27 protein-coding genes are annotated in these 26,095 nt (G+C 61.2%); all 27 read left to right on the forward strand.

Going from position 1 to position 26,095, the window contains the following annotated elements; all coding sequences use genetic code 11:
- Window positions 1-134 precede the first annotated feature (134 nt).
- The 27 genes from N909_RS24620 (at window position 135) to N909_RS0111285 (ending at window position 26,095) form a co-directional block, all read left to right on the forward strand.
- Window positions 135-671 carry a hypothetical protein gene (locus N909_RS24620; RefSeq protein WP_155005920.1) on the forward strand — a complete coding sequence of 179 codons (537 nt, stop codon included), beginning with the start codon at window positions 135-137 and terminating at the stop codon, window positions 669-671.
- 39 nt (window positions 672-710) lie between these two features.
- Complete coding sequence (gene fabG / locus N909_RS0111160; protein WP_029915060.1) at window positions 711-1,439, forward strand: 3-oxoacyl-ACP reductase FabG; 729 nt, start codon at window positions 711-713, stop codon at window positions 1,437-1,439.
- A gap of 192 nt (window positions 1,440-1,631) precedes the next feature.
- Window positions 1,632-2,846: a beta-ketoacyl-[acyl-carrier-protein] synthase family protein gene (locus N909_RS0111165; RefSeq protein WP_029915062.1), complete on the forward strand. Its 1,215-nt coding sequence runs from the start codon at window positions 1,632-1,634 to the stop codon at window positions 2,844-2,846.
- A gap of 5 nt (window positions 2,847-2,851) precedes the next feature.
- On the forward strand, window positions 2,852-4,324 hold the full coding sequence (locus tag N909_RS0111170; protein ID WP_029915064.1) for a phytoene desaturase family protein: 1,473 nt from the start codon (window positions 2,852-2,854) through the stop codon (window positions 4,322-4,324).
- A complete protein-coding gene (locus N909_RS0111175) occupies window positions 4,315-5,550 on the forward strand; it encodes a beta-ketoacyl-[acyl-carrier-protein] synthase family protein (RefSeq protein WP_029915066.1) in 1,236 nt (411 codons plus the stop codon). The genes N909_RS0111170 and N909_RS0111175 overlap by 10 nt, the downstream gene beginning before the upstream one ends.
- Window positions 5,543-5,797 (forward strand): phosphopantetheine-binding protein, encoded by a 255-nt coding sequence (locus N909_RS0111180; protein WP_029915068.1) that lies wholly within the window; start codon window positions 5,543-5,545, stop codon window positions 5,795-5,797. The genes N909_RS0111175 and N909_RS0111180 overlap by 8 nt, the downstream gene beginning before the upstream one ends.
- 35 nt (window positions 5,798-5,832) lie before the next feature.
- Window positions 5,833-6,621, forward strand: coding sequence for a lysophospholipid acyltransferase family protein (locus N909_RS0111185; RefSeq protein WP_029915070.1), 789 nt, complete (start codon window positions 5,833-5,835; stop codon window positions 6,619-6,621).
- Window positions 6,622-6,627: 6 nt separating this feature from the next.
- Window positions 6,628-7,929: a phenylacetate--CoA ligase family protein gene (locus N909_RS0111190; RefSeq protein WP_036683100.1), complete on the forward strand. Its 1,302-nt coding sequence runs from the start codon at window positions 6,628-6,630 to the stop codon at window positions 7,927-7,929.
- Window positions 7,926-9,518 carry an HAL/PAL/TAL family ammonia-lyase gene (locus N909_RS0111195; protein ID WP_029915075.1) on the forward strand — a complete coding sequence of 531 codons (1,593 nt, stop codon included), beginning with the start codon at window positions 7,926-7,928 and terminating at the stop codon, window positions 9,516-9,518. Before N909_RS0111190 ends, N909_RS0111195 begins: the two co-directional genes overlap by 4 nt.
- Window positions 9,518-9,943, forward strand: coding sequence for a hotdog family protein (locus N909_RS0111200; protein WP_029915076.1), 426 nt, complete (start codon window positions 9,518-9,520; stop codon window positions 9,941-9,943). Before N909_RS0111195 ends, N909_RS0111200 begins: the two co-directional genes overlap by 1 nt.
- A gap of 2 nt (window positions 9,944-9,945) precedes the next feature.
- Window positions 9,946-10,587: a LolA family protein gene (locus tag N909_RS0111205; protein ID WP_051689700.1), complete on the forward strand. Its 642-nt coding sequence runs from the start codon at window positions 9,946-9,948 to the stop codon at window positions 10,585-10,587.
- Window positions 10,587-12,956, forward strand: a complete 2,370-nt coding sequence (locus tag N909_RS0111210; RefSeq protein ID WP_029915080.1) for an MMPL family transporter — start codon at window positions 10,587-10,589, stop codon at window positions 12,954-12,956. The genes N909_RS0111205 and N909_RS0111210 overlap by 1 nt, the downstream gene beginning before the upstream one ends.
- Window positions 12,957-12,958: 2 nt before the next feature.
- Window positions 12,959-13,624, forward strand: coding sequence for a DUF3261 domain-containing protein (locus N909_RS0111215; protein WP_029915082.1), 666 nt, complete (start codon window positions 12,959-12,961; stop codon window positions 13,622-13,624).
- Between the two features lie 5 nt (window positions 13,625-13,629).
- Entirely contained in the window at window positions 13,630-13,995 is a 366-nt protein-coding gene (locus N909_RS0111220) for an ApeI family dehydratase (RefSeq protein WP_155005921.1), read from the forward strand.
- 3 nt (window positions 13,996-13,998) lie between these two features.
- Complete coding sequence (locus N909_RS0111225) at window positions 13,999-14,460, forward strand: acyl-CoA thioesterase (RefSeq protein WP_029915086.1); 462 nt, start codon at window positions 13,999-14,001, stop codon at window positions 14,458-14,460.
- Window positions 14,457-15,578 carry a beta-ketoacyl synthase N-terminal-like domain-containing protein gene (locus N909_RS0111230; RefSeq protein WP_029915088.1) on the forward strand — a complete coding sequence of 374 codons (1,122 nt, stop codon included), beginning with the start codon at window positions 14,457-14,459 and terminating at the stop codon, window positions 15,576-15,578. Before N909_RS0111225 ends, N909_RS0111230 begins: the two co-directional genes overlap by 4 nt.
- Complete coding sequence (locus N909_RS0111235; RefSeq protein WP_029915090.1) at window positions 15,575-16,276, forward strand: beta-ketoacyl synthase N-terminal-like domain-containing protein; 702 nt, start codon at window positions 15,575-15,577, stop codon at window positions 16,274-16,276. Before N909_RS0111230 ends, N909_RS0111235 begins: the two co-directional genes overlap by 4 nt.
- Window positions 16,277-16,326: 50 nt before the next feature.
- Window positions 16,327-17,586, forward strand: coding sequence for a B12-binding domain-containing radical SAM protein (locus N909_RS0111240; RefSeq protein WP_029915092.1), 1,260 nt, complete (start codon window positions 16,327-16,329; stop codon window positions 17,584-17,586).
- Window positions 17,583-18,938 (forward strand): lipid biosynthesis B12-binding/radical SAM protein, encoded by a 1,356-nt coding sequence (locus N909_RS0111245; RefSeq protein WP_029915093.1) that lies wholly within the window; start codon window positions 17,583-17,585, stop codon window positions 18,936-18,938. Before N909_RS0111240 ends, N909_RS0111245 begins: the two co-directional genes overlap by 4 nt.
- A gap of 15 nt (window positions 18,939-18,953) precedes the next feature.
- Complete coding sequence (locus N909_RS0111250; RefSeq protein WP_029915095.1) at window positions 18,954-20,402, forward strand: B12-binding domain-containing radical SAM protein; 1,449 nt, start codon at window positions 18,954-18,956, stop codon at window positions 20,400-20,402.
- A complete protein-coding gene (locus N909_RS0111255) occupies window positions 20,392-21,594 on the forward strand; it encodes a DUF2062 domain-containing protein (RefSeq protein ID WP_029915097.1) in 1,203 nt (400 codons plus the stop codon). Before N909_RS0111250 ends, N909_RS0111255 begins: the two co-directional genes overlap by 11 nt.
- A gap of 7 nt (window positions 21,595-21,601) precedes the next feature.
- The gene (locus N909_RS0111260; RefSeq protein WP_029915099.1) at window positions 21,602-22,552 is read left to right on the forward strand and encodes a lysophospholipid acyltransferase family protein; all 951 of its coding nucleotides are present in this window, start codon (window positions 21,602-21,604) and stop codon (window positions 22,550-22,552) included.
- Window positions 22,552-22,806, forward strand: coding sequence for a phosphopantetheine-binding protein (locus N909_RS0111265; RefSeq protein WP_029915101.1), 255 nt, complete (start codon window positions 22,552-22,554; stop codon window positions 22,804-22,806). Before N909_RS0111260 ends, N909_RS0111265 begins: the two co-directional genes overlap by 1 nt.
- On the forward strand, window positions 22,803-23,990 hold the full coding sequence (locus tag N909_RS0111270; RefSeq protein WP_029915103.1) for a beta-ketoacyl-[acyl-carrier-protein] synthase family protein: 1,188 nt from the start codon (window positions 22,803-22,805) through the stop codon (window positions 23,988-23,990). The genes N909_RS0111265 and N909_RS0111270 overlap by 4 nt, the downstream gene beginning before the upstream one ends.
- A gap of 1 nt (window position 23,991) precedes the next feature.
- Entirely contained in the window at window positions 23,992-25,074 is a 1,083-nt protein-coding gene (locus N909_RS0111275) for a beta-ketoacyl synthase N-terminal-like domain-containing protein (protein ID WP_051689703.1), read from the forward strand.
- A 7-nt stretch (window positions 25,075-25,081) separates the two neighbouring features.
- Entirely contained in the window at window positions 25,082-25,651 is a 570-nt protein-coding gene (locus N909_RS0111280) for an acyloxyacyl hydrolase (RefSeq protein WP_155005922.1), read from the forward strand.
- Between the two features lie 3 nt (window positions 25,652-25,654).
- Window positions 25,655-26,095: a DarG family dialkylresorcinol biosynthesis protein gene (locus tag N909_RS0111285; RefSeq protein ID WP_051689705.1), complete on the forward strand. Its 441-nt coding sequence runs from the start codon at window positions 25,655-25,657 to the stop codon at window positions 26,093-26,095.

Raw genomic sequence — 26,095 nt, forward strand, 5'->3', positions numbered from 1 at the left:
ATAGCATCAGGAACTCGGGAATTTGTCCTTGAAAATATTGCTTCCTGTTAATATTATGGCCTGCCGATTGAACTTTTCTCAGAAAGGATAGCTAAATGCGAATGTTTTCACGACGATCTTCCTGGATTCCTTTGGTGTCAATCGGTATATTACTGGCCCTGTTGGTCGGCCTGGCCAGTGCCGAAGAGGTTCGCTACAGCAAGTACAATATTCATACCCAGACCAAAGACGGGCGCTTGCTGAAAGCGAGCTATGCCAATTATACCGATCCCGGCTCCGGCCATGTCATTATCCCGGCCGGGAGTAAAATTTTCATAACCGACATCGGTCGGAAAAGCTTCGAGTTCACCTTTGGAGATCGCAGTAAAAAGATTGTCTTTGAATACCATAGCAAGCGCATGGGCATGGATACCCAAGCATACATCGACCTGATTACCTCGCCCGATCCGGTTTCCTTCGAGCAACTCTCCGAACTGGATAAAAAGGGGATGGCAGAGGGCAAGGTTTACAAAGGGATGAGCAAGGACGGTGTGTTGGCCGCCTTTGGCTATCCCGCCGCCCATCGGACGGCATCTTTGGATGCACCCAGCTGGACTTATTGGACCAACCGGTTCGGCACCGTGGTTGTTGAGTTTGATGATCATGGCAAGGTTGCCAACATCATTGATTGAAGCAGGAATGCAATTCATTAAAGACAGGTAGCGTTTTAGATGCAGGAACAGAAGATCGCCCTGGTGACGGGCGCAAGTAAGGGGATTGGTGCCGCCATTGCCCGGGAACTGGCCGGGAGCGGATACCATCTGTGGTTGAACTATCGCAGTGATCATCAGGCTGCCCAGAGCCTGGCCGCGGAACTGGAAGAGCAGGGTGGCAGTTGCACGCTGCTCCCCTTCGATGTGGCGGATCCAGCAGCCACGGCCGCGGCCCTGGAGCCGCTGCTGGAAGAACAGACCCCCTACGTTCTGGTCAATAATGCCGGCTTTGCCCGTGACGGGATCATGGCCCTGATGAGCCAGGGGGACTGGGATGATGTCCTCGCGGTCCATCTGGGCGGTTTTTTCAATGTCACCCGACTGGTGGTGGCGCGGATGCTGAAAAAAAGACGGGGTCGGATCATTAATATCGTCTCGACCTCGGGTGAGACCGGGATGCCGGGGCAGGTCAATTATTCGGCCGCCAAGGCCGGCCTGATCGGTGCGACCCGCTCGCTGGCCGTGGAAGTCGGTCGCCGCAATATTCTGGTCAATGCGGTCTCGCCGGGCTTCATCGCCACCGATATGACCACCGAGCTGCCCCGGGAGCAGATTCTGCCGATGATTCCGTTGGGCCGCATCGGTGAACCGGAGGAGGTCTCCGGGCTGGTCGCTTTTCTGTGCTCGGACCGGGCCGGGTACATTACCGGACAGGTCTTTTCCGTAAATGGCGGGGCACACATTTAGCATGCTCTTGAAAACAGTCTATCGAGCCCATGGATAGACTGTTCCACAACCTGCCAGAGGGTGGTTATAAATTATCAACGCGGGCGGGCAGTATGCCGGTTATTCCGCCGCAGGGCATATTCCGACATTCTGGAGCCTACGCTATTTCCCGGACCGGAATCAGTTGGCATCTTGCAACAGAAGGATTGAACTTTGTATCGAGTCGCTATTACCGGAGTCGGAATCGTCTCCTGCCTGGGCAATGACCTGCAGACCGTGGGCAAGGCTTTGCGGGAAGGCCAATCAGGAATCGTTGCCGATCCGCAGCGTCTGGAGCTGGGTTTTCGCAGTTCGCTAACCGGCCGGATTGCCAATTTTGACCCGAGCATTTTGTCCCGCAAACAACGCAAAAGCATGCCGGAATTCGCGGTCTGGAGTTATGCCACGGCACGTGACGCCTTGGCCATGGCCGGCCTGTCCGCGGCAGCGATTGATAATGACCAGACCGGGCTGATCTACGGCTGCGACTCAAGTTGCCTGGCGGCTATTGAGCAGGTCGACACCCTGCGCGAAAAAGGCGAAACCAAAGCCATCGGCAGCGGGCAGATTTTCCGCTCCATGACCTCGTCCATCACCATGAATCTCAATACCCTGCTGCAAACCAAAGGCGCCTGCTGGAGCCTGAGTTCAGCCTGTTCCAGCGGCGGGCATGCCATCGGTCAGTCTGCCGACCTGATCCGCCTGGGGCGGCAGGAACGGATGATCTGTGGCGGGGCGCAGGAAGTGAATTGGCAGTCGATGTGCAGCTTTGACGGGCTCGGCGCTTTTTCCATGCGGCTGGAAGAGCCGGCTGCCGCCTGTCGGCCCTTCGATGCTGATCGTGACGGGCTGGTGCCGAGCGGCGGGGCGGCGACGGTGGTCTTGGAGCGCTATGACCTGGCCGAACAGCGGGGCGCAAAGATTTATGGCGAACTGCTCGGTTACGGTTTCTCCTCCGATGGTTCGCAGCTGTCGGTACCGAGTGATGATGGGCTGTACCGGGCTATGAAGAGCGCCCTTGAGCAGAGCGGTCTGAGCGCTGGCGAGATTGATTATCTCTGTGCCCATGCCACCTCGACGCCGGCCGGGGATGCGGCGGAAGCAGCCAATATCCGCAAGCTGTTCGGTGCCCAAACGCCGCTGGTGTCCTCATTGAAGTCGATGACCGGGCATGAATTGTGGATGTCCGGAGCCTCCCAGGTAGTCTATTCCACCATCATGGCGGAGCAGGGGTTCATTGCGCCCAACATCAACTACCGGCAGCCGAGCGAGGCCACGGCGGGGTTGAACATCATCCGCGAAACCATCCCCAGCGGACCGAAGAAAGTCCTGTGCAACTCAGCCGGGTTTGGTGGCACCAACTCGTCGCTTGTGCTCGCCTTTTCCTAGCTGTTATGCGATATGATTCCATCGTCATCGGCGCCGGCCTGTCCGGGTTGAGCAGTGCTCTGCTCCTGGCCCGGAATGGGCGCAAGGTGGTGGTGCTGGAGCAGCATTCGTTGCCGGCACCGGTGGTGCGCGGTTTCAAGCGCGACCGGCTCTACTTCGACAGCGGTCTGCATTATGTCGGCGGCTTGGGACCGGGCGGCGCTTTCCGGCCATTACTGAGCCATCTTGGGGTATTGGACAGGCTGCAATTGTTTCCGTTCGCCGCGAACGGTTTCGATCGCCTGCGCATCGCTGCAACCGGGGAAACCTTTTCCCTGCCGGTCGGTTTTGCGGCCATCAAGCAGGCGCTGCAGGAACGCTTTCCTGCGGCCCGAACGGCCCTGAACGAGTATTGCAACGGCATCGAGAACAGCTGGCAGCGTTTTCCCTATCTGGATTTGGATATCGATATCGCCGACTTCCCCATGGAATCGGTTCATGGGCAGACTCTGTCCGAGCGCCTGCAGGTGTTTGCTGACTTTCCCGAGCTGCAAAGCCTGTTGTCCATGCATTCGCTGCTCTACGGGGTCGATCCGACCGAAGCGTCGACCACATTGAACGCGCAGGTCGCAGGCTCCTATTATCATTCGGCCCACGGCATCGTCGGTGGGGGAAAGGCTCTGATCGACGCTCTGCTCGCGTTGCTGGCCGCCGCCGGTGGCGAGGTCCGCTGCGCGGCCCGGGTGACACAGTTGGTGACGGATGGCGCAGGGATCTGCGGAGTGCGCCTGGCCGATGGCGAAGAGCTTACGGCCAGGGAAGTGCTGTCGACCATCAACCCGACGCTGCTCCCCCAGCTGCTGCCGGAACGGACGTTGCGGCCGGCCTATGTCAAGCGGCTGAGCAACCTGCGCCAGACCACCTCGGCTTACATCCTGTTTGCCCGCGGTTGCGGGGCGGCTGAACTGCAGAGCAGCAACTTGTTTGTGCAGCAACGGGCCGGACTGTTCTCAACGGCAACGGATCGGCCGCTGGAGGAGCGGAGCTTCTACCTGAGCGCGACCGCTGGGGAGGCGACGGACAGGGGCCGCGCCATCGTCGGTATTGTCCCGGCGGGGTTCAGCGAGGTGGTTGAATTTGCCAGTGCCGCGCAACGGCAGGGCACGGCTTATGCGGCGTTGAAGGACTCCCTCAGTGAGCGCCTGCGGCGGATGTTTCTTGCCGGCTGCCCGGACCTGGTTGACCTGGATGTTTTGGAGCTGGCGACCCCGTTGACCCTGCGCGATTATTCCCTGGCTCCGGATGGGGCGATTTACGGGGTTGGCCGGTTTGTCGGGCAGTATAATCCCCATCCGGTCACCCGGTTGCCGGGGTTGTTCCTGTCCGGGCAGGCGATTGCCGCACCTGGGTTGCTCGGCGCGGTGGTGGCCGCCTACCTGACCTGCGGGACCATCCTTGGCCATGATAACTTGCGGAAAGAGATAAAAACATGTCGCTAGAATCTGTTGTTGTCACCGGTGCGGGGATCATTTCCCCCCTCGGCCATAGTCTCGAAGCATTGACCGCGGCATTGCTGGCCGGCCGGTCCGGGGTTCGCTATGTCCCGGAACTCGAAAAAATCGGCGGGCTGCGCTCACGGCTGGCTGCGACGGTCACGGATGTTGATCCCAAACAGATTCCGCGTAAAATCAGACGCTCCATGTCAAAAATGTCCGTTTATGCCTATCTGGCCAGCTGCCAGGCCCTGGAAATGGCCGCTTTTCCGGTTGAGCGGCTGGCTTCCGGGCGGGTCGGGGTGATCGTCGGTTCAACCCTCGGCAGCACCGAGACCACGGAAAACTTTTTTGCCGATTATTTTCGCGATTACAGCCTGGAGCGCATGAAGTCCGGCCTGTTTTTCCAGATCATGGGGCATTCCTGCGCTGCCAATATCGCCCAGTCCCTCGGCGTGACCGGCCGGGTCATGGCGCCGTCGGCGGCCTGTGCCACCAGCTGCCAGGCCCTCGGTTTTGCCTATGAGCAGATCGCTTTCGGTCGTCAGGATGCGGTGATCTGCGGTGGGGCTGACGAGCTGCACCCGTTGACCACCGCGACCTTCGATGTCATGCACGCCGCCTCGACCTCCTACAACGAACATCCGGAACAGGCCTCCCGCCCCTTTGACGCGGACCGCGACGGGATTGTCTGCGGCGAGGGGAGCGGCATCCTGCTTCTCGAAAACCGGGTCCTGGCCGAGCAGCGCGGGGCGCGGATTCTGGCGGAAATCATCGGTTTTGCGACCACGTCGGACACCTCGAGCATTGCTAATCCCGATGTCGAGGCCATGTACCTCTGTATGAGCCAGGCCCTGGCCGATGCCGGTATCGACCCGGCGGAGATCGATTATATCAACGCCCATGCCACCGGAACCGTGCAGGGGGACGCAGCCGAGGCCGAAGCGATCCGCAGGCTGGTCGGCGCCGCTACTCCGGTCAGCAGTCTCAAGGGGCACCTGGGGCATACCATGGCCGCCAGCGGTGCTATCGAGGTTGCCGCCGCCATCGGCATGATCCAGGCCGGGGAACTGGTCGCGACCCGCAACCTGCAGCGGATTGATGAAAATTGCCAAGGGATCGCGCATCTGCAGAGCAACCGCAAAGCGCAGCCGAAGATTATTCTGAAAAACAATTTTGCGATGGGGGGCATCAACTGCACCCTGATTTTGAGGAGCTGTGATAATGACTGAACAGGAAGCAATTGAACTGATCGACTCAAGCCTGGCCGAAGAATTTGAACTGGACCGGGCCGATATGACCCCGGACGCCAATATCTACGAAGATCTCGGGCTGGACAGTCTGGATACGGTCGATATGGTGATCGTGCTGGAAGGGGCCTTTGATTTCAAGATCCGCGAAGAGGAATCGGTTCGGGCGATTCGGACCCTGGGTGATATTCACCGCTTCGTATTGAGTAAAATCGCCGAGCAGGGCTGAACTGAACCGCGATGGAAGCCCTCAAGGATGCCGGAATGCAGAAAATTCACCCCCTGCTAAGGGTCGTCGGAATTCCCCTGATGAACCTGTGGTGCTATAGCCTGCTGCTGGTTTGGACCCTGCTCGGGATTCTGGTGTTTCCAGTCGCTTTCAGCCTCGGGCTGATTTCCCTGCGCTGGCCGGCGGACCGTCTGGCGCGCTGGTTCATCTGGCTGTATGGACGGGGTTGGCTGGTGCTGATGAGCCCGTTTGTGCGTTTTCGGCGGGAATTTCCGGAACGCCTGCATACCGGGCAGCCCTGCCTGCTGGTGGTCAATCACCTGTCCTTTTTCGACACTTACTGCATGGCCCTGCTGCCGGTCTACGATATCACTTTTGCCGTGCGCTCCTGGCCGTTTCGGATGTTCTGGTACAGCGGTTTCATGCGCCTGGCGGGTTATCTGGATGTGGAAGGGAACGCTTGGGAAGAGACCCTGATCAACAGTAAAAGGGCCTTTGCCAGCGGCGGCACCGTGCTTTTTTTTCCGGAAGGGCATCGCAGCCGGAACGGGCAGTTGCAGCGATTTTATTCCGGTGGGTTCAAGGTCGCCATTGCCGCCGGGGTGCCGGTGGTCCCGCTCTGTATCGACGGCACCGATGCATTGCTGCCGCCCGGGCGCAAGCTGCTGCGGCCGTGCCGGGTGACCATGCGCGTGCTGGAACCGATCGGCACCGAGGACTTTGCCGACCACGACGGGCATATCCGCCTGCGCAAACTGGTCAAACAGCGGATGGCGACAGCCCTTGCCGATATGCGCAGTCAGCAACCGGCGGAAACGGAATAATTGATCATGGACATGACAGCCTCAATTGAAGAGATAAGAAAAGGACAGCTGGCCCTGCTGCAACGGCATCTGGGTTACCTCAACCAGGCTTCACCGTTTTACCGGGCCCGGTTTGCCGCCAGCGGTTTTGACCCGGCCGGGTTGACCTCCCTGGATCAGTTGGCGCAGCTGCCCCTGACCGACAAGAGTGACCTGACCCTGCACAATCGGGATTTCCTGGCCGTGGGCGAAGAACAGGTGGTCGATATCTGCCAAACCTCCGGTACCACTGGCGAGCCGGTTGCTTTCTGGCAGACCGAGGCCGATCTGCAGCGCTTGACCACCAATGAACAGCTCGCCTTTACCACCGCCGGCATCACCCGCCACGATCGGGTTCTGATCGGCGCCGCCCTGGATCGGGCCTTTATGGCCGGGCTGGCCTATTTTCTCGGTTTGCGGCAGATCGGTGCGACCGTGATCCGCAGCGGCTCCGGGCAGTTGATGCTGGTGGCCGAATTTATCCGCCGTTATCGCCCCAATGTTCTGGTCGGGGTGCCGAGCTTGTTTCTGGCCCTGGGCCGCAAACTGCAGGAGGGCGGGGACGACCCGACCCGGCAGGGGGTGGAAAAGCTGATTTGTATCGGTGAGCCGGTCCGTAACCCGGACCTGTCCTTGGCGCCGCTGGGCCAGGCCCTGGCCGAAACCTGGAGGGCGCAGGTCCTTGGCACCTATGCCAGTACCGAGATGGCCACCTCATTCAGCGACTGCCCCTGCGGCTGTGGCGGCCACCTGCTGCCTGAGCTGATGGTGGTGGAGATCGTCGATGAACAGGGCCGGCCGGTGGCACCGGGCGAGGCAGGCGAGGTGGTTGCCACTCCCCTGGGAATCGAAGGGACCCCACTGTTACGCTACCGCACCGGCGATATCGCCAGCCTCCATCATAAACCCTGTGCCTGTGGCCGGCAGACGCCGCGCATCGGACCGGTGCTGGGGCGTCGCGCCCACATGCTCAAGTGTCGGGGGACCACCCTGTTTCCGGCGGCCATCGGCAGCGCGCTGCTGACCTTGCCGGAGGTCCAGGGGCATTATCTGGAAGTTTATCGTGAATTCGACCTCTCCGACCGTTTGCGGGTGGTGGTCGGGACCCGCAGCAGCGAACTGAGCCCGGAACTGGTCGGCGAGGTGATCGCCGCCAAAACCCGGGTCAAGCCCGAGGTGGTGCTGTGTACTCCGGAACAGATTCAGCACCAGACCATCCGGCCGGACCGTCGCAAGCCGGTTACTTTTTTCGATTATCGTCAGCAGCCAGTAAAGGACACCTGTCAATGAGTCAAGCCGCACCCGTAATCCTGAATGGAAATGATCTGAGCATCGATGATATCGTCGCCATCGGGGTTGGGGACAAGCAGGTCGCCCTTGACCCGCAGGCCCTGCAACGCTGTCGGGCCAGCCGCGCCTTTTTGGAAGACGAAGTCGCCGCCAAGCGGGTGATCTATGGGGTTAATACTTCCTTTGGGCCGATGTGCAACAAGATCATCGATGATGAACAGATTCAGGAACTGCAGGTCAACCTGATTCGCAGCCATGCCGCCGGGCTCGGCGAGCCGCTCAAGGATTATATCGCCATCGCCGTCATGGCGGTGCGCCTGAACACCCTGGTCAAGGGCTTTAGCGGGGTCCGGGTTGAGTTGCTCGAGCATATGCAGTGGCTGATCAATCAACGGGTCGCGGCCTATATCCCCGAATGCGGCAGTGTCGGCGCGTCCGGCGACCTGATTCATCTGGCCCACCTGGCCCTGGCTGTCATCGGCGAGGGACAGCTCTACTATGAAGGGGAACTGCGTCCAGCCGCAGCAGTTTACGAGCAACTCGGCAGAGCGCCGCTGACCCTGCGCTTTAAGGAGGGGATCGCGCTGATGAACGGCACCAGCGCTATGACCGCGCTGGCCGCTTTCGCCATCTTCGGGGCGCGCAAGCTGCTCAATATCAGCTGTGTGACCGGGGCGTTCGCCATTGAGATATTCGGCGGCATCGACGATGCCTTCGATGAAGACCTCCATCTGGTCAAACCCCATCGCGGGCAGATTCAGATTGCCGACACCATCCGCAAACTCTATCAGGGTTCTGCCAACATCACCCTGCGTTCGCAGATGCATGAACTGATCCGGCAGCAGAAAACAGACGGGCCGGTCTTCGAAACCACCATCAACGTGCAGGATGTCTATTCAGTCCGCTGTACTCCCCAGGTCCTCGCCCCGGTGGCCGAGGCCGTGGCCGAAGCCGTGCGGGTGGTCGAGATCGAAGCCAACTCCTCCAATGACAACCCGATTATCATCGCCGAGCAGAAAAAGATCATTCATGGCGGCAATTTCCATGGTCAGAGCATCGGTTTCGCCATGGATATGCTGTGTATGGCCATGGCCACCCTCTGTAACCTGTCGGAGCGGCGGACCAACAAATATCTCGATAAGAATCTCAATGAAGGGCTGCCGGAATTCCTGATTCCCGGCACCCTCGGTCTGACCATGGGGTTCATGGGCGCGCAATACCTGGCGACCTCGACCACGGCAGAGAACCGCCAGCTGGCCGGCCCGGTCAGTACCAACTCCATCAGCTGCAATGCGTCCAACCAGGATGTGGTCAGCATGGGAACGGTCGCCGCTCGCAAAGCCTTCAAGTCAGTGAGCAACGCCAAGCATGTCATCACCCTGGAGGTTCTGGCTGATCTGCAGGCCCTTTCCTTCGGTCAGGCCGCCAGTCAGCTGGGACGGGGCACGGGGCGGATCTATGAACTGCTCAAGGCCGAGTTCAAGGTCTACGACAACAGTGCGATCTTTCATGACGAACTGGTGCGGCTGCGCCGGCAGCTGTTTTCCAGCCAGCTGTTCGACGACCTGGCGGTTTACTGGAGGGAATAATGGCGGAACTGCAATTACCGATGGCGGCGGAGAGCCTGGTTCCGCACCGTCTGCCGATGCGCCTGGTGGAACGGCTACTGGCGGTGGAGGGCAAAAACGGGGTGGTCGAAGCCCTGGTCAGCGCGGACGGGCTGTTGGTTGACGCGCAGGGCCAACTGGAAGAGGTCGCCCTGGTTGAACTGATTGCCCAGGGTTATGCGGCTTTAAAGGGCTACCTTGATCGCTGTGCTGGCCAGCCGGTGCGACAGGGATTTCTGGTCGGCGTCAAAAAATTCACCAGCCTTGCTCCCGTCTATGCCGGAGACCGGTTGCAAATTGAGATTCGGACCCTGGCCGAACTGGAGGATTTTGCCGTTGCCGAGGGTGACATCCGGCGTGGCGGAGACCTGCTCGGCCGGGGTGAAGTGAAAGTCTGGATACAATGAACATGAAGATCGCACAACGGTTGTGGATAACTTTGTTGATAACCCTGCTGACCTGTTCAGCAACGGTGACTCGGGCTGCCGATCTGGCGACGGTGCTGACGGAAGTAAAGGCGGTGGCTGGCCAGACCGATACCCTGTACAGTCATTTCACCCAGGAAAAGCATCTTGATATCATGGCGGAAACATTGCTCTCCCAGGGGCTGTTCGCCTATCGCAAACCGGACCATTTGCGCTGGGAATTGTTGACTCCCATCGCTTCCGGTTTTGTCCTGCGTGGTCAGCAAGGGGAGCGCTGGAACGGCTTGAGCAGGGAGCTGGAGCGTTTTTCAGTGGATCGTGATCCGCTTATGGGGATGATCGCCCAGCAACTGTTGGCCTGGGCGCGGGTCGATCTCGATTGGTTGCAGCAGCGCTATGTCATGGAGCTGGTCAGTGAACAACCGCTGCAGCTGAAACTGACCCCGCGTGATGCGGGCGAGGCCGGCTTCATCGATCACCTGGAGATTTTCTTCGCTGCTGACCGACGCTATGTCGAGCAGGTGGTGCTTGTGGAAAAGTCCGGGGACAGCACCCGCTTGCGCTTCACCGATGTTAAGGTCAACGGCAGTTTGCCGGATGATATTTTTGCGGCGCCGGGTTTCTGATGAAGCTGTTCCAGACGTGCTATGAAAAGCTGGCCCGCCGCCGGGGTCGGCTGCTCCTGCCGGTGCTGTTGCTCCTGGGCCTGGCCCTGGCCTGGCTACCGCAGTTGCGCATCGGCGACAGCATCGTGGCCATGCTGCCGGACGGCAACAGCCAGGTGGCGCGCGATTTCGGGCTATTGCAGAAGACCCCGTTCTCCCGCAAGCTGGTCATCCAGCTGCAGGCGGCCAAGACGGTATCGACCGCTGACCTGGTCGCGGCAACAGATCAGCTTGGACAACGGTTGCCCGCCGAGCTGTTTACTCATCTGCAGAGCGGCCCGGGGGATATGGGCAAGCTGGCGCTGCTCAACGACCTCGGCAAATACCTGGCGGTGTTGGCGACGAAGCAGGATCTTCAGACCATCGCCGAACGGCTGACGCCTGAGCAGGTCGACCGGCAGATGGCGGAGAATCTGGGCAAATTGCTGCAGCCGCAGGGGGTGGCCCTGAAAGAACAGATCCGCCGCGACCCGCTGAACCTGACCCCTCTGGCGCTGCAGAAGTTGCTTTACCTCAACCCTTTGCCCGGGGTGCGGATTGAACAGGGGCACTTTATCAGCGCGGACCGACGCAGCAGTTTGATCCTGGCCGACACCCCGGTGCTGATGACCGATGCCGCCGGCGCCCGGCGGCTGGTGGACGCTTTTCAGCAGGCCGCGGCCCAGTTGCCGGCGGGTATTTCGGCCAGTTTGTTGAGCGGTCACCCCTATACTTTGGCCAACACCGAGATCATCAAGGCGGATATGGGGCGGGTGTTGTTGGTCTCCGGGATCGGCCTGCTGGCGTTGTTCCTGATTTTTTTGCGGCGGCGCCAGGCGCTGAGCGTTTTTCTGCTCCCCTTTGCGAGTATGCTGCTGGCGCTGGTGGTGACCTCCTGGTGGTATCCGCAGCTGTCCGGCATTACCGTCGGGTTCGGCGCGGTGCTGCTCGGGATCACCATCGATTACGGTCTGCATGTCTATTTCGCCCTGTGCCGCAGCAATGACGGGCGGGGCGCCCGACTCCAGGCCGTGGCCCGGCCGCTGCTGTTTGGCGGGTTGACCACGCTGGTGGCCTTTGCCGTGTTGCTGCGCTCCGAACTGCCGGGGCAGCGTCAGCTGGCGGTTTTTGCTGTGACCGGGATTCTGGTCGCCTTGCTGCTCGCCCTGTTTGTTTTGCCCCAACTGGTCGGTGCGGCCGTCACGCGGCCCGAACTGCGCAAGGGCTATCGACGCCCCCTGTTTGAACGCCACCCCAAGCTGCGTTGGACCGTGCTGGGGGTGTGGCTGGCAAGCATGATTTTCTGCGCGGTGGGGGCGCAGCAGCTGCGCATCAACGGCGAACTGCGTCGCCTGAGTTACGTGCCGCCGGCACTGGCCCAGGCGGAACAGCAGTTGGCTGCGCACTGGGGGAACATGCGCGGCCGGGCGATGATTTTTGCCGCCGGGGCGGACCTGCAAAGGGCGCTGCAGCGCAATGAAGAGGTTTGGCAGCGCCTTGGCCGGCACCAGCTGCAGGATCAGGTGGTGAGCCTGGCGCCGCTTTATCCACCCCTGGCTCTCCAGCAGCAGCGGCAACTGCACTGGCATAACTTCTGGGCCGAAAAACAGCCGGTTGCCGATGAGCTGCTGGTGCAGGCCGGGGCCAAATACGGCTTTACCGCCAATGCCTTTGCCCCGTTTGACCAGTTCCTGAACACGGATCCTGGTCCACTCGACCTGGCGGTTTTGCAAAGCTGGGGGCTGGGTGATTTGCTGGGCAACTTTATTTTTCAGGATGGTTCGGAGTTCCAGGTGTTGACCCTGCTGCCGGACCGGCCCGAACTGATCGCCGTCCTGGATGGTGAATTCGCCGACCTGTCGGGCGTCACCCTGGTGTCGCAAAGCCACTTCGGCCGTCAGCTCAGCCGGGCCATCGCCGGCGATTTCAGCAGCTTTATCGCCACGGCCGGAATTGTGGTGCTGATCCTGCTGATTGTACTGTTTCGGAAACTTGCCGATGTGCTGCTGGCGGTGCTGCCGGTGCTGAGTGGCCTGCTGTTCATGTTCGGCTGGATGGGCTGGCTCGGGGTGGAGATGAACCTGTTCAATGTGGTCGCCTCGATCCTGATCATCGGGCTGGGAGTGGATTACGGAATTTTCATGACCTGCCACAGCCGCCAGCCCCAGGACCTGGGTTCCGGGCAGGCGATTCTGGTCTCCGGGTTGACCACGCTGGTCGGCTTCGGGGCGCTGGTGGTGGCGCGTCACCCGGCCCTGTACTCCATCGGCATCACCGTGTTGCTCGGAATCTGCGCGGCCGTGCCGACCGCGGTGCTGGTGATTCCGGCCTTCCGGCCGAAAAGGTGGTAGGGATGATAATGCGGCTGCTGATTATTTTTGTGCTGCTGCTGGGGGGCTGTGGGCCGACCCTGTCCCGCCAGCGGCTGCCGACCGATTGCCGGGCCGAAGCACCCGCGGAGCAGCTGGTGGCACAGCAGTGGCTGCAGCAGCCGGTCATCTGGCGTTTGCGCCAGGCGGCCCTGCTCGAAATCGGGCCGAAGAAAATCGCCCTGGAAGGGTTCCTGCGCCTGGACCTGGTTCATCAGCAGGCCCGGCTGGTGGCGCTGAACGAGATGGGGCTGGTGCTGTTCGACCTGACGGTCAGCAGTGACGCTGAGCAGCTGCAACGGGCCATCCCGCAGTTGCAGCAGCAAAAAGGGCTGGCCAAGGGGATCGCCCTGAGTATCCGGAGTATTTTTCTCCAACCCCGGCCGCAAGCCGCGGACCGGTTGGTCAAAGAGGGCTCGGTCGAGCGGCTGCTGCGCCAGACCGCCGCGGAGCAGGTGCAATTTATTTTTGATTGTCAGGGTGATCTGCGCCAAACCCGACTGAACTCGGCTGGGCAGGAATGGCGCGTTCAATACGACAGCTACCAGCTTTATGAGGCGACCCGGCTGCCGAGCGAGATCGTTTTTTTCGATCAGCAGCATGCCGTGAAGCTGTCCCTCTGGTTGCGTGAAGCGAGGCAGGAACCATGAATCAGATGCGTGAAGCACTGTTGCAGGCGGCCACCGGGCCCGCCCTGCTGGCTGAAAACAGCTGCCGGCAGGAGTTCTGTTTTGCGGAAAATTTTGTCGGCTTTGGCGGACATTTCCCGGGTTACCCGATTCTGCCGGCCATGCTCCAGGTGTTGCTTGGACAGCTGCTGGCCGAAACCCTGCTCGGCAAACGGCTGCAGCTGGTGACTCTGGACCGCGCCAAATTCATGCAACAGCTGCGCCCGGGTGACATAATCACGGTCAGCCTGACCTTGACGGAGCAGCATGGCCAACTGCGTTGCAGTACGGAATTACGGAGCGCCGAGACGGTCGCTGCGCGTTTTGTCCTGCTATTGAAAGATGGTGAATGAACAATGAGAAAACCCTATTTTCGCACTTCCGCCGATGCCCCGCCGCCGTTACGCTGCATGGCACAACGGATTGTGCGCTTTGAAGAAGTCGATCCCCTCGGCATTGTCTGGCACGGCCGTTACCCGAGCTATTTCGAAGACGGGCGGGTGCTGCTCGGCAAGCAGTTCGGACTCGGCTACCTGGATTTTTATGAGCAGGGGATTGTTGCGCCCATTAAACAGATGCATGCCGATTATCATCTGCCGCTGCGTTTTGGCGATGAGTTCAGCATCGAAGCGATCCTGCACTGGAGTGACGCGGCGCGGCTGAATCATGAATTTATTTTGCGCAACGCGGCGGGCGAGGTGACCACCACCGGTTATTCGGTGCAACTGCTGCTGGACAGTGATTTCAACGTGCTGATGCTGCCGCCGCCCTTTTACGAAGCGGTGCGGGAGCGCTGGCGGGCCGGAGAGCTGACATGAACAACCCGGTCGTGCTGGCCAGAAGCATTGCCGTGACCGCCCTCGGCAACGATCTCGATGGCCTTTGGCAGGGGTTGCTGGACGGCCGCCGCGGGATCGCCGCGCTGGACCGTTTTTCCTGCGCCAACTATATCTCCGCCCTGGGAGGCTGTATCGATGGTCTGGCCGCCGCGCCGGGGTCGCTGTTTCAGGCTCTGCTTGAACGGGTGGCGGAGCAACTCGGCCCGCTGCCCCAAGATTGTCGCCTGCTGGTAGCGTCCACCAAGGGAGAGGTCGATCTGTTGCAGCAACAGCGCGGCGACCTGCGCCCGGAACTGCTGTTCGAAAACCTGCTGGCAACCATTGCCGCGCGCCTGGGGCTGAGTGATCGGGGGATGAATATCAATGCCGCCTGTGCCTCGTCGACCGTGGCCGTCGCCCGTGCGGCCGCGTTGATCGCTGCCGGTCAGGCCGAGGCGGTGCTGGTGTTTGCCGCAGATGTCTTGAGCGAGTTCGTATTTTCCGGATTTTCCGCCTTGCAGGCCCTCTCCGCACAGCCCTGTCGGCCGTTTGACCGACAGCGCAACGGGCTCAACCTGGGGGAGGCGGGGGTGGCCCTGCTACTGCTCAGTGCCGACCGTGCCCGGCGCGAGGGCTTGGCGCCGCTGGCGACCGTTCGTGGCTGGGGAGTGGCCAATGACGCCTTTCACGTGACCGCCCCGGCGCGGGACGGCCGCGGCCTGATCCGCGCCTGTCAGCAGGCGTTGCAGCAGGCGGAGATTAACCCCGAACAGGTTGCCGCGGTCAATGCCCACGGCACCGCCACGGTCTATAACGATGCCATGGAGTTGACCGCCTTTGCGGCTGTTTTTGACGGCCGGATTCCACCGTTGCACGGCATCAAGGGGAGCATCGGCCATTGCCTGGGCGCTGCCGGCGGGGTGGAGATCGCCATTGCTGCGCGGTCATTGCTGGAACAGCGCATTCCCGGCACGGTCGGCTGCGCAACCCCGGAAGAGCTGGCCGGTGATGCGATCAGCACTGCCGTCCGTGCCATCAGCGGTGACTATCTGCTCTGCAGCAACTCCGGTTTCGGCGGGATCAACGGGGTGGTGATCCTCGGCAGGGGGGCGCTATGAAAGCCTGGCTCAACGGTATCGGCTGGCAGACTCCGGCCGGCCCCGGCCCGCAGGGTGCCGCTATTGTGCAACCGCTGATCGGCGGCCCTCTGGAGATTCCGACCCGGAAACAGATTTTTGCCGCGGCCGACAAGCGCTTCGGCCGGCTCGACGACTTTTCCCGGGTCGGCCTGGCCGCTGCGGCCTTCTGTCTGCGTGACGCCGGGGCCGAAGACTATCAGGAGACCCGGCCCATCGGCATTGTTGCGGCCAGCCGCTACGGCTGCCTGGCTACTGACATCGCCTATTTGGAAACCATGCTGGTCGATGGCGGCAAGCTGGCCAGTCCGAATCTGTTCGCCTACACCCTGGCCAACAGTTTCCTCGGGGAAGTGGCCCTGCGCTTCGGCCTGGGCGGCAATTCCCTGGTCATCAACCAGCAGGACAACAGCCGGCTGGCGGCGATTCATTTTGCCCTGGAAGAGCTTGCCACCAGCACCCAAAGCGGCATGCTGGCCGGAATCTGCGACCTGCCCGGACCTGACCCGGCCGACCAAGCTGACCTGCCGGGGGCGGTCTTTCTGCTCCTGGCCAAGGAACCGGGAGCAAGCAGATGCTACGGCTGCCTGGAAAACACCGCCAGTGGGCTGAGCCTGGCGGGAGAGCGCGTCAGCAGTCTGGCGCAGTTACTGGAACGCTGCCTGATCCAACAGTCATGAACGTCCCGTGCGCAGGAGCACAACCTGCCGGGAGAAGGAGATAGCTGCTTATGAAGATGGAATTGATCTATCCGCGCTGGCCCAAGCTTGACCGCCAGACCGAATTTCACCTGCCGCCACACGGCCCGGTGGTGTTTGCCGCCGCCGTGCCGGAAGAGGTGGAGATCAACTTTACCGATGAAAACCTCCAGCCCATCGATTTTGACGCCAGCTGCGACCTGGTTGCCATCTCGACTATGCTGACCTCGCAATTGCCGCGGGCCTTCGAAATCGCCCGCGAATTCCGGGAGCGGGGAAAAACCGTTATTTTCGGCGGGATCTCCACCATGCTCCATGCCGAAGAAGTGGCCCGGCATGCCGACGCGGTGTTCCTGGGCGAGGCGGAAGGGCGCTTCGGGCAGGTTATCGAAGATTTTCAGCGCGGCGAGCTGAAACCGGTTTACGATTACATGCACAATCATCCCGACATCAACCTGGTCGGAACCGCGCGGCGCGAGATCCTCGATCGCGAGCTGTACAATTACCGCGGGGTGCAGATGCTCGATCTGGTCCATGCCTCGCGCGGCTGCAAGTTCAACTGTTTCCCCTGTTGTACCGGCTACCTAGGTGGCAAGGAGTTCCGGCCGCGCCCGGTGGAACAAGTCATTGCCGAGATGGAGGCGATTCAGAACAACCGGCTGTTCATCGTCGACAACTCCCTGGCCCAGGATAAGGAGTGGCTGCGGGAGCTGTTTACCGCGATGATTCCGCTGAAAAAGAAATGGGTCTCCCATCCGATTCTGGACGATGACGAGATTCTCGAACTGGCGGCCAAGGCCGGGGCCTGGTACGTCTACCAAGCGGTCTTCGACACCTCGGACGTGATCCGGCGGCGGATCAAGCGGCTCAAGGACCATGGTATCGGCATCGAGGGGACCATCATCCTCGGCACCGACGATCAGGATGAAGATTACATCAAACGGCTGGTCGATTTCCTCATGGAGGTCGAACTGGATGTCGCCGAGTTCACCATCATGACGCCGTTTCCCCATTCGCCGATCCGTGCGCAGATGGAGAAGGAGGGGCGGATCCTCTCCAACGACTGGCTCAAATACACCGCCGACAAGGTGGTGTTCCAGCCCAAGCAGATGTCCCCGGACAAGCTGCAGGAGATGTACTACTATGCCTGGGACACCTTTTATGCCGACGGTGGTCACCAGCTCAAGATGGGGGAACTGTTCAAAAACGTCATCCGTCGGGAGATGGATGATGGCACCTACCATCGCTACAACCCCCGCAAACGCAGACTCTTCAAAAAGGCGGATGTGTGAGGCGGGTCTTTTTCATCTCCTGCAATACGGCGACCGATCCCTACGCGGTCTACCCCCTTGGCATGGCAGTGGTGGCCGGAGCGCTGACTGCGGCCGGGCACCAGGTCCGGCAGTATGACTGCCTGGTCCACGGAGCAGGCGAGGAGCCACTACGCCAGGCCATTGCCGAATTCGCGCCCGAGGTGATTGCCATCTCCCTGCGCAACATTGACAATGTCGATTCTTTCTGCGGGGAGAAGGGCTGGTATCTGCAGCAGACCAGAGACTTAGTGTCCAGTCTGCGGACCATGAGCCGGGCGCCCATCCTGGTCGGCGGACCGGCCCTGACCATCATGCCGGAAGTCATTGCCGACTATCTCGGCGTCGACCATGCGGTGATCGGCGAAGGGGAGCGGGCCGTCCCCGAACTGGTCGCCGCCCTTGCCGCGGGCCAGACCATGCCCAAGCTTATTCACCGGCAGGCGCCGCTGAACGGCAACGATTTTGCCACCCCTTTGTATGAGGCCGAGCTGATCCGTTACTATCAGCAGGAGAGCGATGTCGTTAACCTGCAGACCAAACGGGGTTGCCCCTACCACTGTACCTATTGCTCTTATCCCCATCTGGAAGGGCATCATTTCCGGGTCCGTGAGCCCCGGCTGGTGGTGGAGGAGCTGCGTCGGCTGCAGCGTGATTTCCAGGTCAACAGCCTCTTTTTCACCGACTCGGTGTTCAACGACCCCAAGGGGTATTACCTGGAACTGGTCGAAGAGCTGCTGCGCGCAGATCTCGGCTTGCGCTGGTCGGCCTTCTTCCGGCCGCAGCGTCTTGCGCGCGCCGAGCTGGCGCTGATGAAGCGGGCCGGTCTCTACGCTCTCGAACTCGGCACCGATGCGGCGGCAGACCGGACCCTGGCCGGGATCGACAAGAAGCTCAGTTTCGCCGAAGTGCTGGAGGTCAATGAGGCCTGCCTGGCCGAACGCCTGCCCGCCGCCCACTATGTGATGTTCGGTGGTCCGGGCGAGGACGACGCCACCCTGGCGGAGGGATTGGCCAATATGCAGCAGCTTGGGGCGTCGGTGGTGTTCGCTTTTTCCGGGATTCGCATCTTCCCGGATTCGCCCCTCCACCAGCAGGCCATCGACGAAGGGGTGATCAGTGCCGATACGTCCCTGCTCAAGCCGGTCTACTACTTTTCCCCGCAAATCGACCGCAGGCAGATGGAAGAGCGGATCACCGCGAGTTTCGCGGGGCAGAAGAACCGGATTTTCCCGCCCTCGGAAGGGCTGAAGCGGTTGACGGTGATGAAGAATTTCGGTTACCGCGGGCTGATGTGGGATCACTTGGTCCGTTTCCCCAAGACCGGCAACTGAGCAGAGGAAACAGTGATGGACGGGCTGAACGAAAAGAACATTTTACTGCTGCACCCCCTCGGCTACCAGGTCGAAGCGGCCAAGCGCGATATCTCCCGCAAAGCGAATATCATGCCCCCGCTCGGGCTGGCCAGTATCGCGGCCTACCTTGATCAGGCCGGGTTCAATAGCAGTATTCTCGATTGTTATGCCCATCCGGATGCCGACGCCTGCTTTGTGCAACTGTTGCGCGAACTGCGCCCGGCGCTGCTCGGGATCAGCGTCACCACGGCCAGCATCCATGACGGGGTGCGCATGGCCGGTCTGGCCAAAGCCGAACTGCCAGAGCTGAAGGTGGCGGTGGGCGGCCCCCATGTCTCAGCCCTCAAGGAGAAGGTGCTGGAGTTCTCGGCGCTGCTCGATTATGCAGTGATCGGTGAAGGGGAGCAGACCCTGCTCGAACTCGCCCAGCTTGGCGGGGCCGTGCCGGAACGGGTCGAAGGGGTGGTCTGGCGGCGGGGCGACGGCAGCATTGCCAATAACGGCTACCGGACCACGGCGCTGGTCCTTGACGAGCTGCCGTTCCCGGCCTACGAGAAGCTGGCCGGCTACCCGGACGCCTACAAGCTGCCGATCTTCAATTATCCGAAAGCGCCCAACAGCAGCTGCATCTCCAGCCGTGGCTGCCCCTACAGTTGCAGCTATTGCGACCGCAGCGTGTTCCGGCGCACCTTTCGCTATAACTCGGCCGACTACCTGTATCGGCACCTGGCCTATCTAAAGGACCGCTTCGGCATCCGGCATATCAATTTTTACGATGACCAGTTCACCTTTCATCGCGGCCGGGTCGAAGAGTTCTGTCGGCTGATGATCGAGCGGCCGCTGGGCATGACCTTCAACTGCGCAGTGCGCGCCGAACATGTCGACCGTGAACTGCTCCAACTGATGAAGGCGGCCGGCTGCTGGATGGTCAGTCTGGGAATCGAAAGCGGCGACGAAGAGCTGCTCAGCCAGCACCGCCAGAATGCTAACCTGGATCTGCTCGCCGAGACCATCCGGACCATCAAGTCCTGCGGCATCCGCACCAAGGGACTGTTGATGATGGGGCTGCCCGGTGAAAACGAGGCCTCGATCCGGCGCAGCATGGAGTATGTCTACTCCCTGCCCATCGACGACTTCAACCTGGCCAAGTTCACCCCGTTTCCGGGCTCGCCGATCTACGAAAATATCCGCGAACTCGGCAGCTTTGACGAAGACTGGCCAAAGATGGACTGCATGCATTTTCAGTTCGTGCCCCACGGCATGGACAAGGAGCGTCTGGAACAGCTGTTCATCGAGTTTTACAAGAATCACTTCCGCCGGCACCGGGTGCTCTGGGGGTATCTGACCATGCTCTGGAAGTCGCCGGACAGCTGGCGACGGTTCCTGGCCAGTGCCGGGCAGTTTATCCGTTTTGCCGTGAGTAATAAACGCTATGGTGGATGAGCAGCGCCAGCCGCGGATTCTGGTCGTAGTGCCGGTCTATAACCATGGCGCTACCCTGCGTCAGGTGGTGAGCGGGGTGCTGCAGCGGCACGCCCGGGTTCTGGTGGTGGATGACGGCAGCAGCCCGCCGGTCGCCGAACTGCTGAGTGGTCTGGCGGTCGACCTGCTCAGCCATCCGACCAACCTGGGCAAGGGGGCGGCCCTGCTCTCCGCAGCGCACTGGGCAAAGGAGCGCGGCTTCAGTCATATGGTCTGCCTGGATGCCGACGGTCAGCACGATCCAGCCGATCTGCCGGCCTTCCTGGCGGAAGTCCGGGCCCATCCGCGGGCGCTCATCGTCGGTCATCGCGATTTCGAGCAGCAGAGTATTCCCGGTGCGTCGCGCTTCGGCCGGAAGTTTTCCAATTTCTGGCTACGCTTGCAGACCGGCCGGCAGCTCAAGGACAGCCAGAGCGGTTTCCGGGCGTATCCGCTGATGATTTTCGAGCAGCTGCGCTTCTGGACCCGGCGCTATAATTTCGAGGTCGAAGTGCTGGTGCGTTCGGCCTGGGCCGGGGTGGAGTTGCGCGACATCGACATCTCGGTTTACTATCCGCCGCAAGACGAGCGGATCTCCCATTTTCACGGTTTTCTCGACAACTGGCGGCTGACCCTGCTCAATACCCATTTGACCCTGCGCTCCATCGTGCCCTGGCCGCACCGCAAGATCGCCGGGGCAGAAAGCGGGCAGGAAGACGGAGGGCGGATCAAGACCCTGTCGCTGATTCATCCGTTGCGCTCGCTCAAGCAGCTGCTGCGTGAGCATAGTTCGCCGCGCCAGCTGGCTTGTTCGGCCGGGGTCGGGGTTTTGCTGGGGACTTTGCCGCTGCTGTTCTGCCATACCATTGCGATCCTGTTTGTGTGCAGTTTTTTCCGTCTCAACAAGGTTGCGGCGGTCACCAGCAGCCAGCTCTGCATGCCGCCCCTGGTCCCGGCGCTCTGTATCGAGGCCGGCTATTTCATGCGCAATGGGGAGTGGCTGACCGAATTTTCCCTGCAGACCCTGGGTTACCAGGCCTTGCAGCGGGTTTATGAATGGCTGCTCGGCTCGTTGCTGCTGGCCCCGCTGTTTGCCGTGGCCATCGCTATTGTGACTTATTTCCTGGCTGAACTGGTCAGCCGCCAGACGGAATCTTCGGATGCCGCCCAATGATGCAGAGATGAAGACAGGCCCACAGGAACAGCAGAACTGGAGCAGCCGCAGTGTCGGCAGCAACTGGCAGCACCAGGCTTTTTATCTGGCTATCCGCCTGGGTGGGCGGCGAGCCGCCTATCTGCTGCTTTATTTTGTGGTCGCCTATTACGTGCTGTTCAGTCGCCTGGCTCGGCAGCGGGCCGCCCATTACCTGCAGCGGCGCTTCCCGGCCGCCACTGGGCCCAAACGGCTCTGGCACTGTTATCAGTTGATTCTGGCCCTCGGCAAGGTGCTTATCGATCGGGCTGTGGTCGGGATTCTCGGCCCGCAGGCTATGGCGGTCACTCTGGACGGGCGGGAGGAACTGCTCAAGCTGCGCGACGAAGGGCGTGGTCTGATCATGATGACCGCCCATGTCGGCTGCTGGCAGGTCGCCATGTCGGCCCTCGATTTTCTTGATCGCCCGGTCAACATGCTGATGCGGCGGGAGGACGGGGATATCGACCGCCATTATTACGAGCATGCCGGGATCGATTGCCCCTATAAGATCATCGATCCACAAGGTTACCTCGGCGGTACCCTGGAGATGCTCGGGGTCCTCAAACAGGGGGAAATCCTCTGTGTGATGGGGGACCGACCGATGGGGAGCGAACGCAGTCTGGTGGAGATCGATTTCCTCGGCGCTCCCATTGCGGTGCCGTTCAGTGCCTACAAGCTGGCGGCGACCACGGGTGCGCCGATTGTGGTGTTTTACAGCTGGAAGAACGGAGCCGCCAGTTATCGGCTCAAACTGGCCCGGGTGATCCGGGTGCCGGAAATTTCCGGTCGTAAGGCGGAACTGTTTAGGCCCTTTGCTGTTGAATTCGGTGCGGCTCTCGAAGAATACTGTCAGGAACACCCGTACCAGTTTTTCAACTTTTTTAATATGTGGTTGCGTCAGCAGCCTGCCACCAAAGATGGATATAAGGAGTCATGATGGAGATCAAAGCCAAACTGAAGCAGGTTCTCATTGATGAATTAAACCTCGAAGATCTGACCCCGGATGAGATCGACGACGATGCCCCCCTGTTCGGTGAAGGGCTGGGCCTCGATTCACTGGACGCGGTCGAGCTGGTGGTCGTGGTGCAGAAGCATTTCGGGGTCGAGATCAAAGATATGGAAGAAGGCCGGCCGGCGTTGCAGTCCATCAACAGCCTGACCGCCTACATCGAGGAAAAGCAGCAGGCATGAGCCGCGGAGTCGCCGTGACCGGCCTGGGCTGCTTGTCCGGGGCCGGGATGAATCTTGCCGAATGCCTGGACAGCATGTTTCGCAACCAGCGCTATCCCCATCCGCCGGTGCGTTTTTCCACCGACCACCCGGTTAGCTACCCGGTGCTGGAATTGCGTGACGAATTCCAACTGCCCCTGGACGATCAGGAGACTGTCTACACCCGGACCAGCCAGCTGGCCCTGGTCGCGGCCCTCGAAGCCCTGGCCGATGCCGGCTGGGATGCGGAGAGTCTGCGTGGCAAGCGGGTCGGGGTCTGTATCGGCACCACGGTTGGTTGCGCCCTGAACTGCGACGACTTCTACCGGACCTATAAATCTGGCGCCAACCCCAAGTTGCAGGTGATCGAACGCTTTCTGCGCAGCAACCCGGCGGCGGTCATCGCCCGTCAGCTGCAGTTAAACGGGCCGACCCAGGTGGTGGTCAATGCCTGTTCCTCCGGCACCGACGCCATCGGCATCGGCGCGTCCTGGCTGCGTGCCGGTGCCTGTGATATCGTCATCGCCGGCGGTGCCGACGAACTGTCGCGGGTGACCTATGCCGGATTCAGTTCGCTGATGATTACCGCCACCGAACCCTGCAAGCCCTTTGACGTCAATCGCAAGGGGCTGAACCTGGGCGAAGGGGCCGGGCTGGTCATTTTGGAAAATGAGGCGAGCGTAGCGGGGAAAGCCGTGCGCGGCCGGGTCATCGGCTACGGCTCGGCCTGCGACGCCCACCACCTGACCGCGCCCCACCCGGACGGACTGGGGCTGAAACGGGCCCTGGCCGAAGCCCTCGACATGGCCGGACTTGGTCCGGAACAGATCGCCTTTGTCAACGCCCACGGCACCGGCACCCCGGACAACGACCGCATCGAAAGCCGGGTTCTGCACGAGGTGCTGCGCGGTGTGCCCTTTATTTCCACCAAGGGGTATACCGGTCATACCCTGGGCGCGGCCGGCGGGATCGAGGCGGTGTTCACCCTGGCCTGCATGGCGCGCGGGGAGATCCCCGCCAATATCGGCTTTGCCGAGCCGGACCCGGCGCTGCCGAGCACCCCGGTGACGGCCAACACCAGAATCGAGGCAGATTACGCCCTTTCGGAATCCCTGGCTTTTGGCGGCAACAACGCGGTGCTGATTTTTGCGAAAGGAGACCACTGATATGCGTATGGCGATCCAGGGCATCGGTCTCAGCGGTGGCTTCGGTCAGGGCGTCAAGGCTCTGCAGAAAGCCCTGCAGCAGGGCACGGTCGCGCCGCAGCCGACCATTGTCGAGCGCAGTTCCGGCGTGGACAGCTTTCCGGCCTATCGGAGCGATATCGAAGGCCTCTACGAGTTTTTCCCGAAACGGGCGTTGCGGCGGATCGATCATTTTTCCAAAATGACCCTGCACAGTGCCTGCCTGGCTCTGCAGGATGCCGGTCTGCTCGAAAGCGACCGCTCCCGTACCGGGGTGGTTATCGCCTCCGGTTACGGAGCCATGAAAACCACCTTCGATTTTCTCGATTCTTATCTCGATTTCGGCTATTCCTGCAGTTCGCCGACCCACTTTTCCAACTCGGTGCATAATGCCGCGGCCGCCCATGTCTCCATGCAGCTGCAGGCCACGGCCCCCAGCCTGACCGTGACCCAGTTTGAAATGTCGGTTCCCTCGGCCTTGCTGACCGCCCAGCTCTGGCTGGTGGAAGGACGGGTGGACCAGGTTCTGTTCGGTGCGGTTGACGAGTATTGCGAGGTGCTGCGTTACTGCCGTAAACAGTTCTTCGGTGAGGGCGAAGCCGGACCCGTAGCGCCCCTTGATTTCGACCGGCAGAGCGCTGTGGTCGGTGAGGGCGCGGCCTTTTTCGTGTTGAGCAAAGCCACCGAGCAGGCTGCCGCCTACGCCTGCATCGATACGGTCACCCTTGGCAATCATGCGGCCTGGCCGCTGACCTTGCCGGAGGATGACCGGCTGATCATCGGCGCGGACGGCCACAAGACCTGTGCCGACTGGTATCGGCAGACGCTGAGCGGGCGGCGGGTGGCGGCTTATGCCCCGCTCTACGGCAGCTTTCCGGCCGCAGCCGGGTTCGACCTGGCGGTTGCGGCGCTGTCGCTTCGGGACGGCAATTTCTATCAGGAAGCACTGCTGGGGACGGCTGCACCGAAGGCAACCCCGGTCAGTCCGTTGGCCGCCGGGGAACGGCTCAGTTGTCTCAAATTCGGTCCGGGCGGTGATTACGGCCTGATCCAGCTGGCGCGGTGAGGTGGCGATGCGGGAGGTGCTGAGCTGGTTGCTGCTGGTTGGCTGCGGGTTGCTGCTGAGTACAGCCCCGGTCCGAGCCGCAGAGACTGGAAAGGAGCTTGCTCCAGCCCGTTATGGCATAGCTGTTCTTGGGGGTCAGGCTTATGATCCTGGGCATTTTGGTTTGGTCATTGTCCAGGGGCAGATGCTTCTCGATTACGAACGGGTCTTCTGGCATCCGGCACCCAAGGCGTTACGCCTCAAGCTGGAAGCTAATCTCGGCTTGCGGACCGATTCCAAACCGCGCGGACTGGTCGCGGCCAATGCCCTGGCCCTCTATTACCTGCAGCCGGATGGACAAGCCTGGCGTCCCTATGTCGAAGCGGGCATCGGGCTGATCTATACCGATTTCCAGGTCGCCGGGCAGGGGTTGCGGGTCAATTTCAACCCGCAGTGCGGAGCGGGTCTGGAATACGCGCTGGCGGACGGGGCCGCCATGACCCTGGGGGTGCGGCTGAGCCATATTTCCAACGGCAACCTCCATCATGATAACCGCGGTATCAATGCCGCCCTGGTCAGTATCGGATATCTTTTTTAGACGATGAAAAAAGCGGATGTCCCCCAGCAGAGCGGCCTGATGGCCGGCTGCCGCGAAGTTAATTACGCGGTCGACGATGACGGCAGCTATACCCTGGCCCCAAGTTCCGGCTGGGAGGCGAAGAATGTCGCCCTGCGCCATGCCTGGGAGGCGATTATCGAGCAGCTGGAACAGGAGCTGGCCGCAATCAGGGCAGGGCGGAAAAGTCCCTTAAGCTATCACATGGTCAAAAACCAGATGGACCCGGCCCTGCTCGCCAAGTATTCCGGCATCCCCCGCTGGCGGGTCAAGCGCCACCTGAAGCCGGCGGTCTTTGCCAAGCTCGACCGGGCGGTGCTGACCAGCTACGCGGAGCTGTTCGGCATCAGCATCGAGCACCTGTGTCGGGTACCGGACGTTCCGGACCTGGCCCTGGCAGATTTTGACCGTTCTGAAAGCAGATAA

Source organism: Pelobacter seleniigenes DSM 18267 (assembly GCF_000711225.1).
Classification (GTDB): Bacteria; Desulfobacterota; Desulfuromonadia; order Desulfuromonadales; family Geopsychrobacteraceae; genus Seleniibacterium; species Seleniibacterium seleniigenes.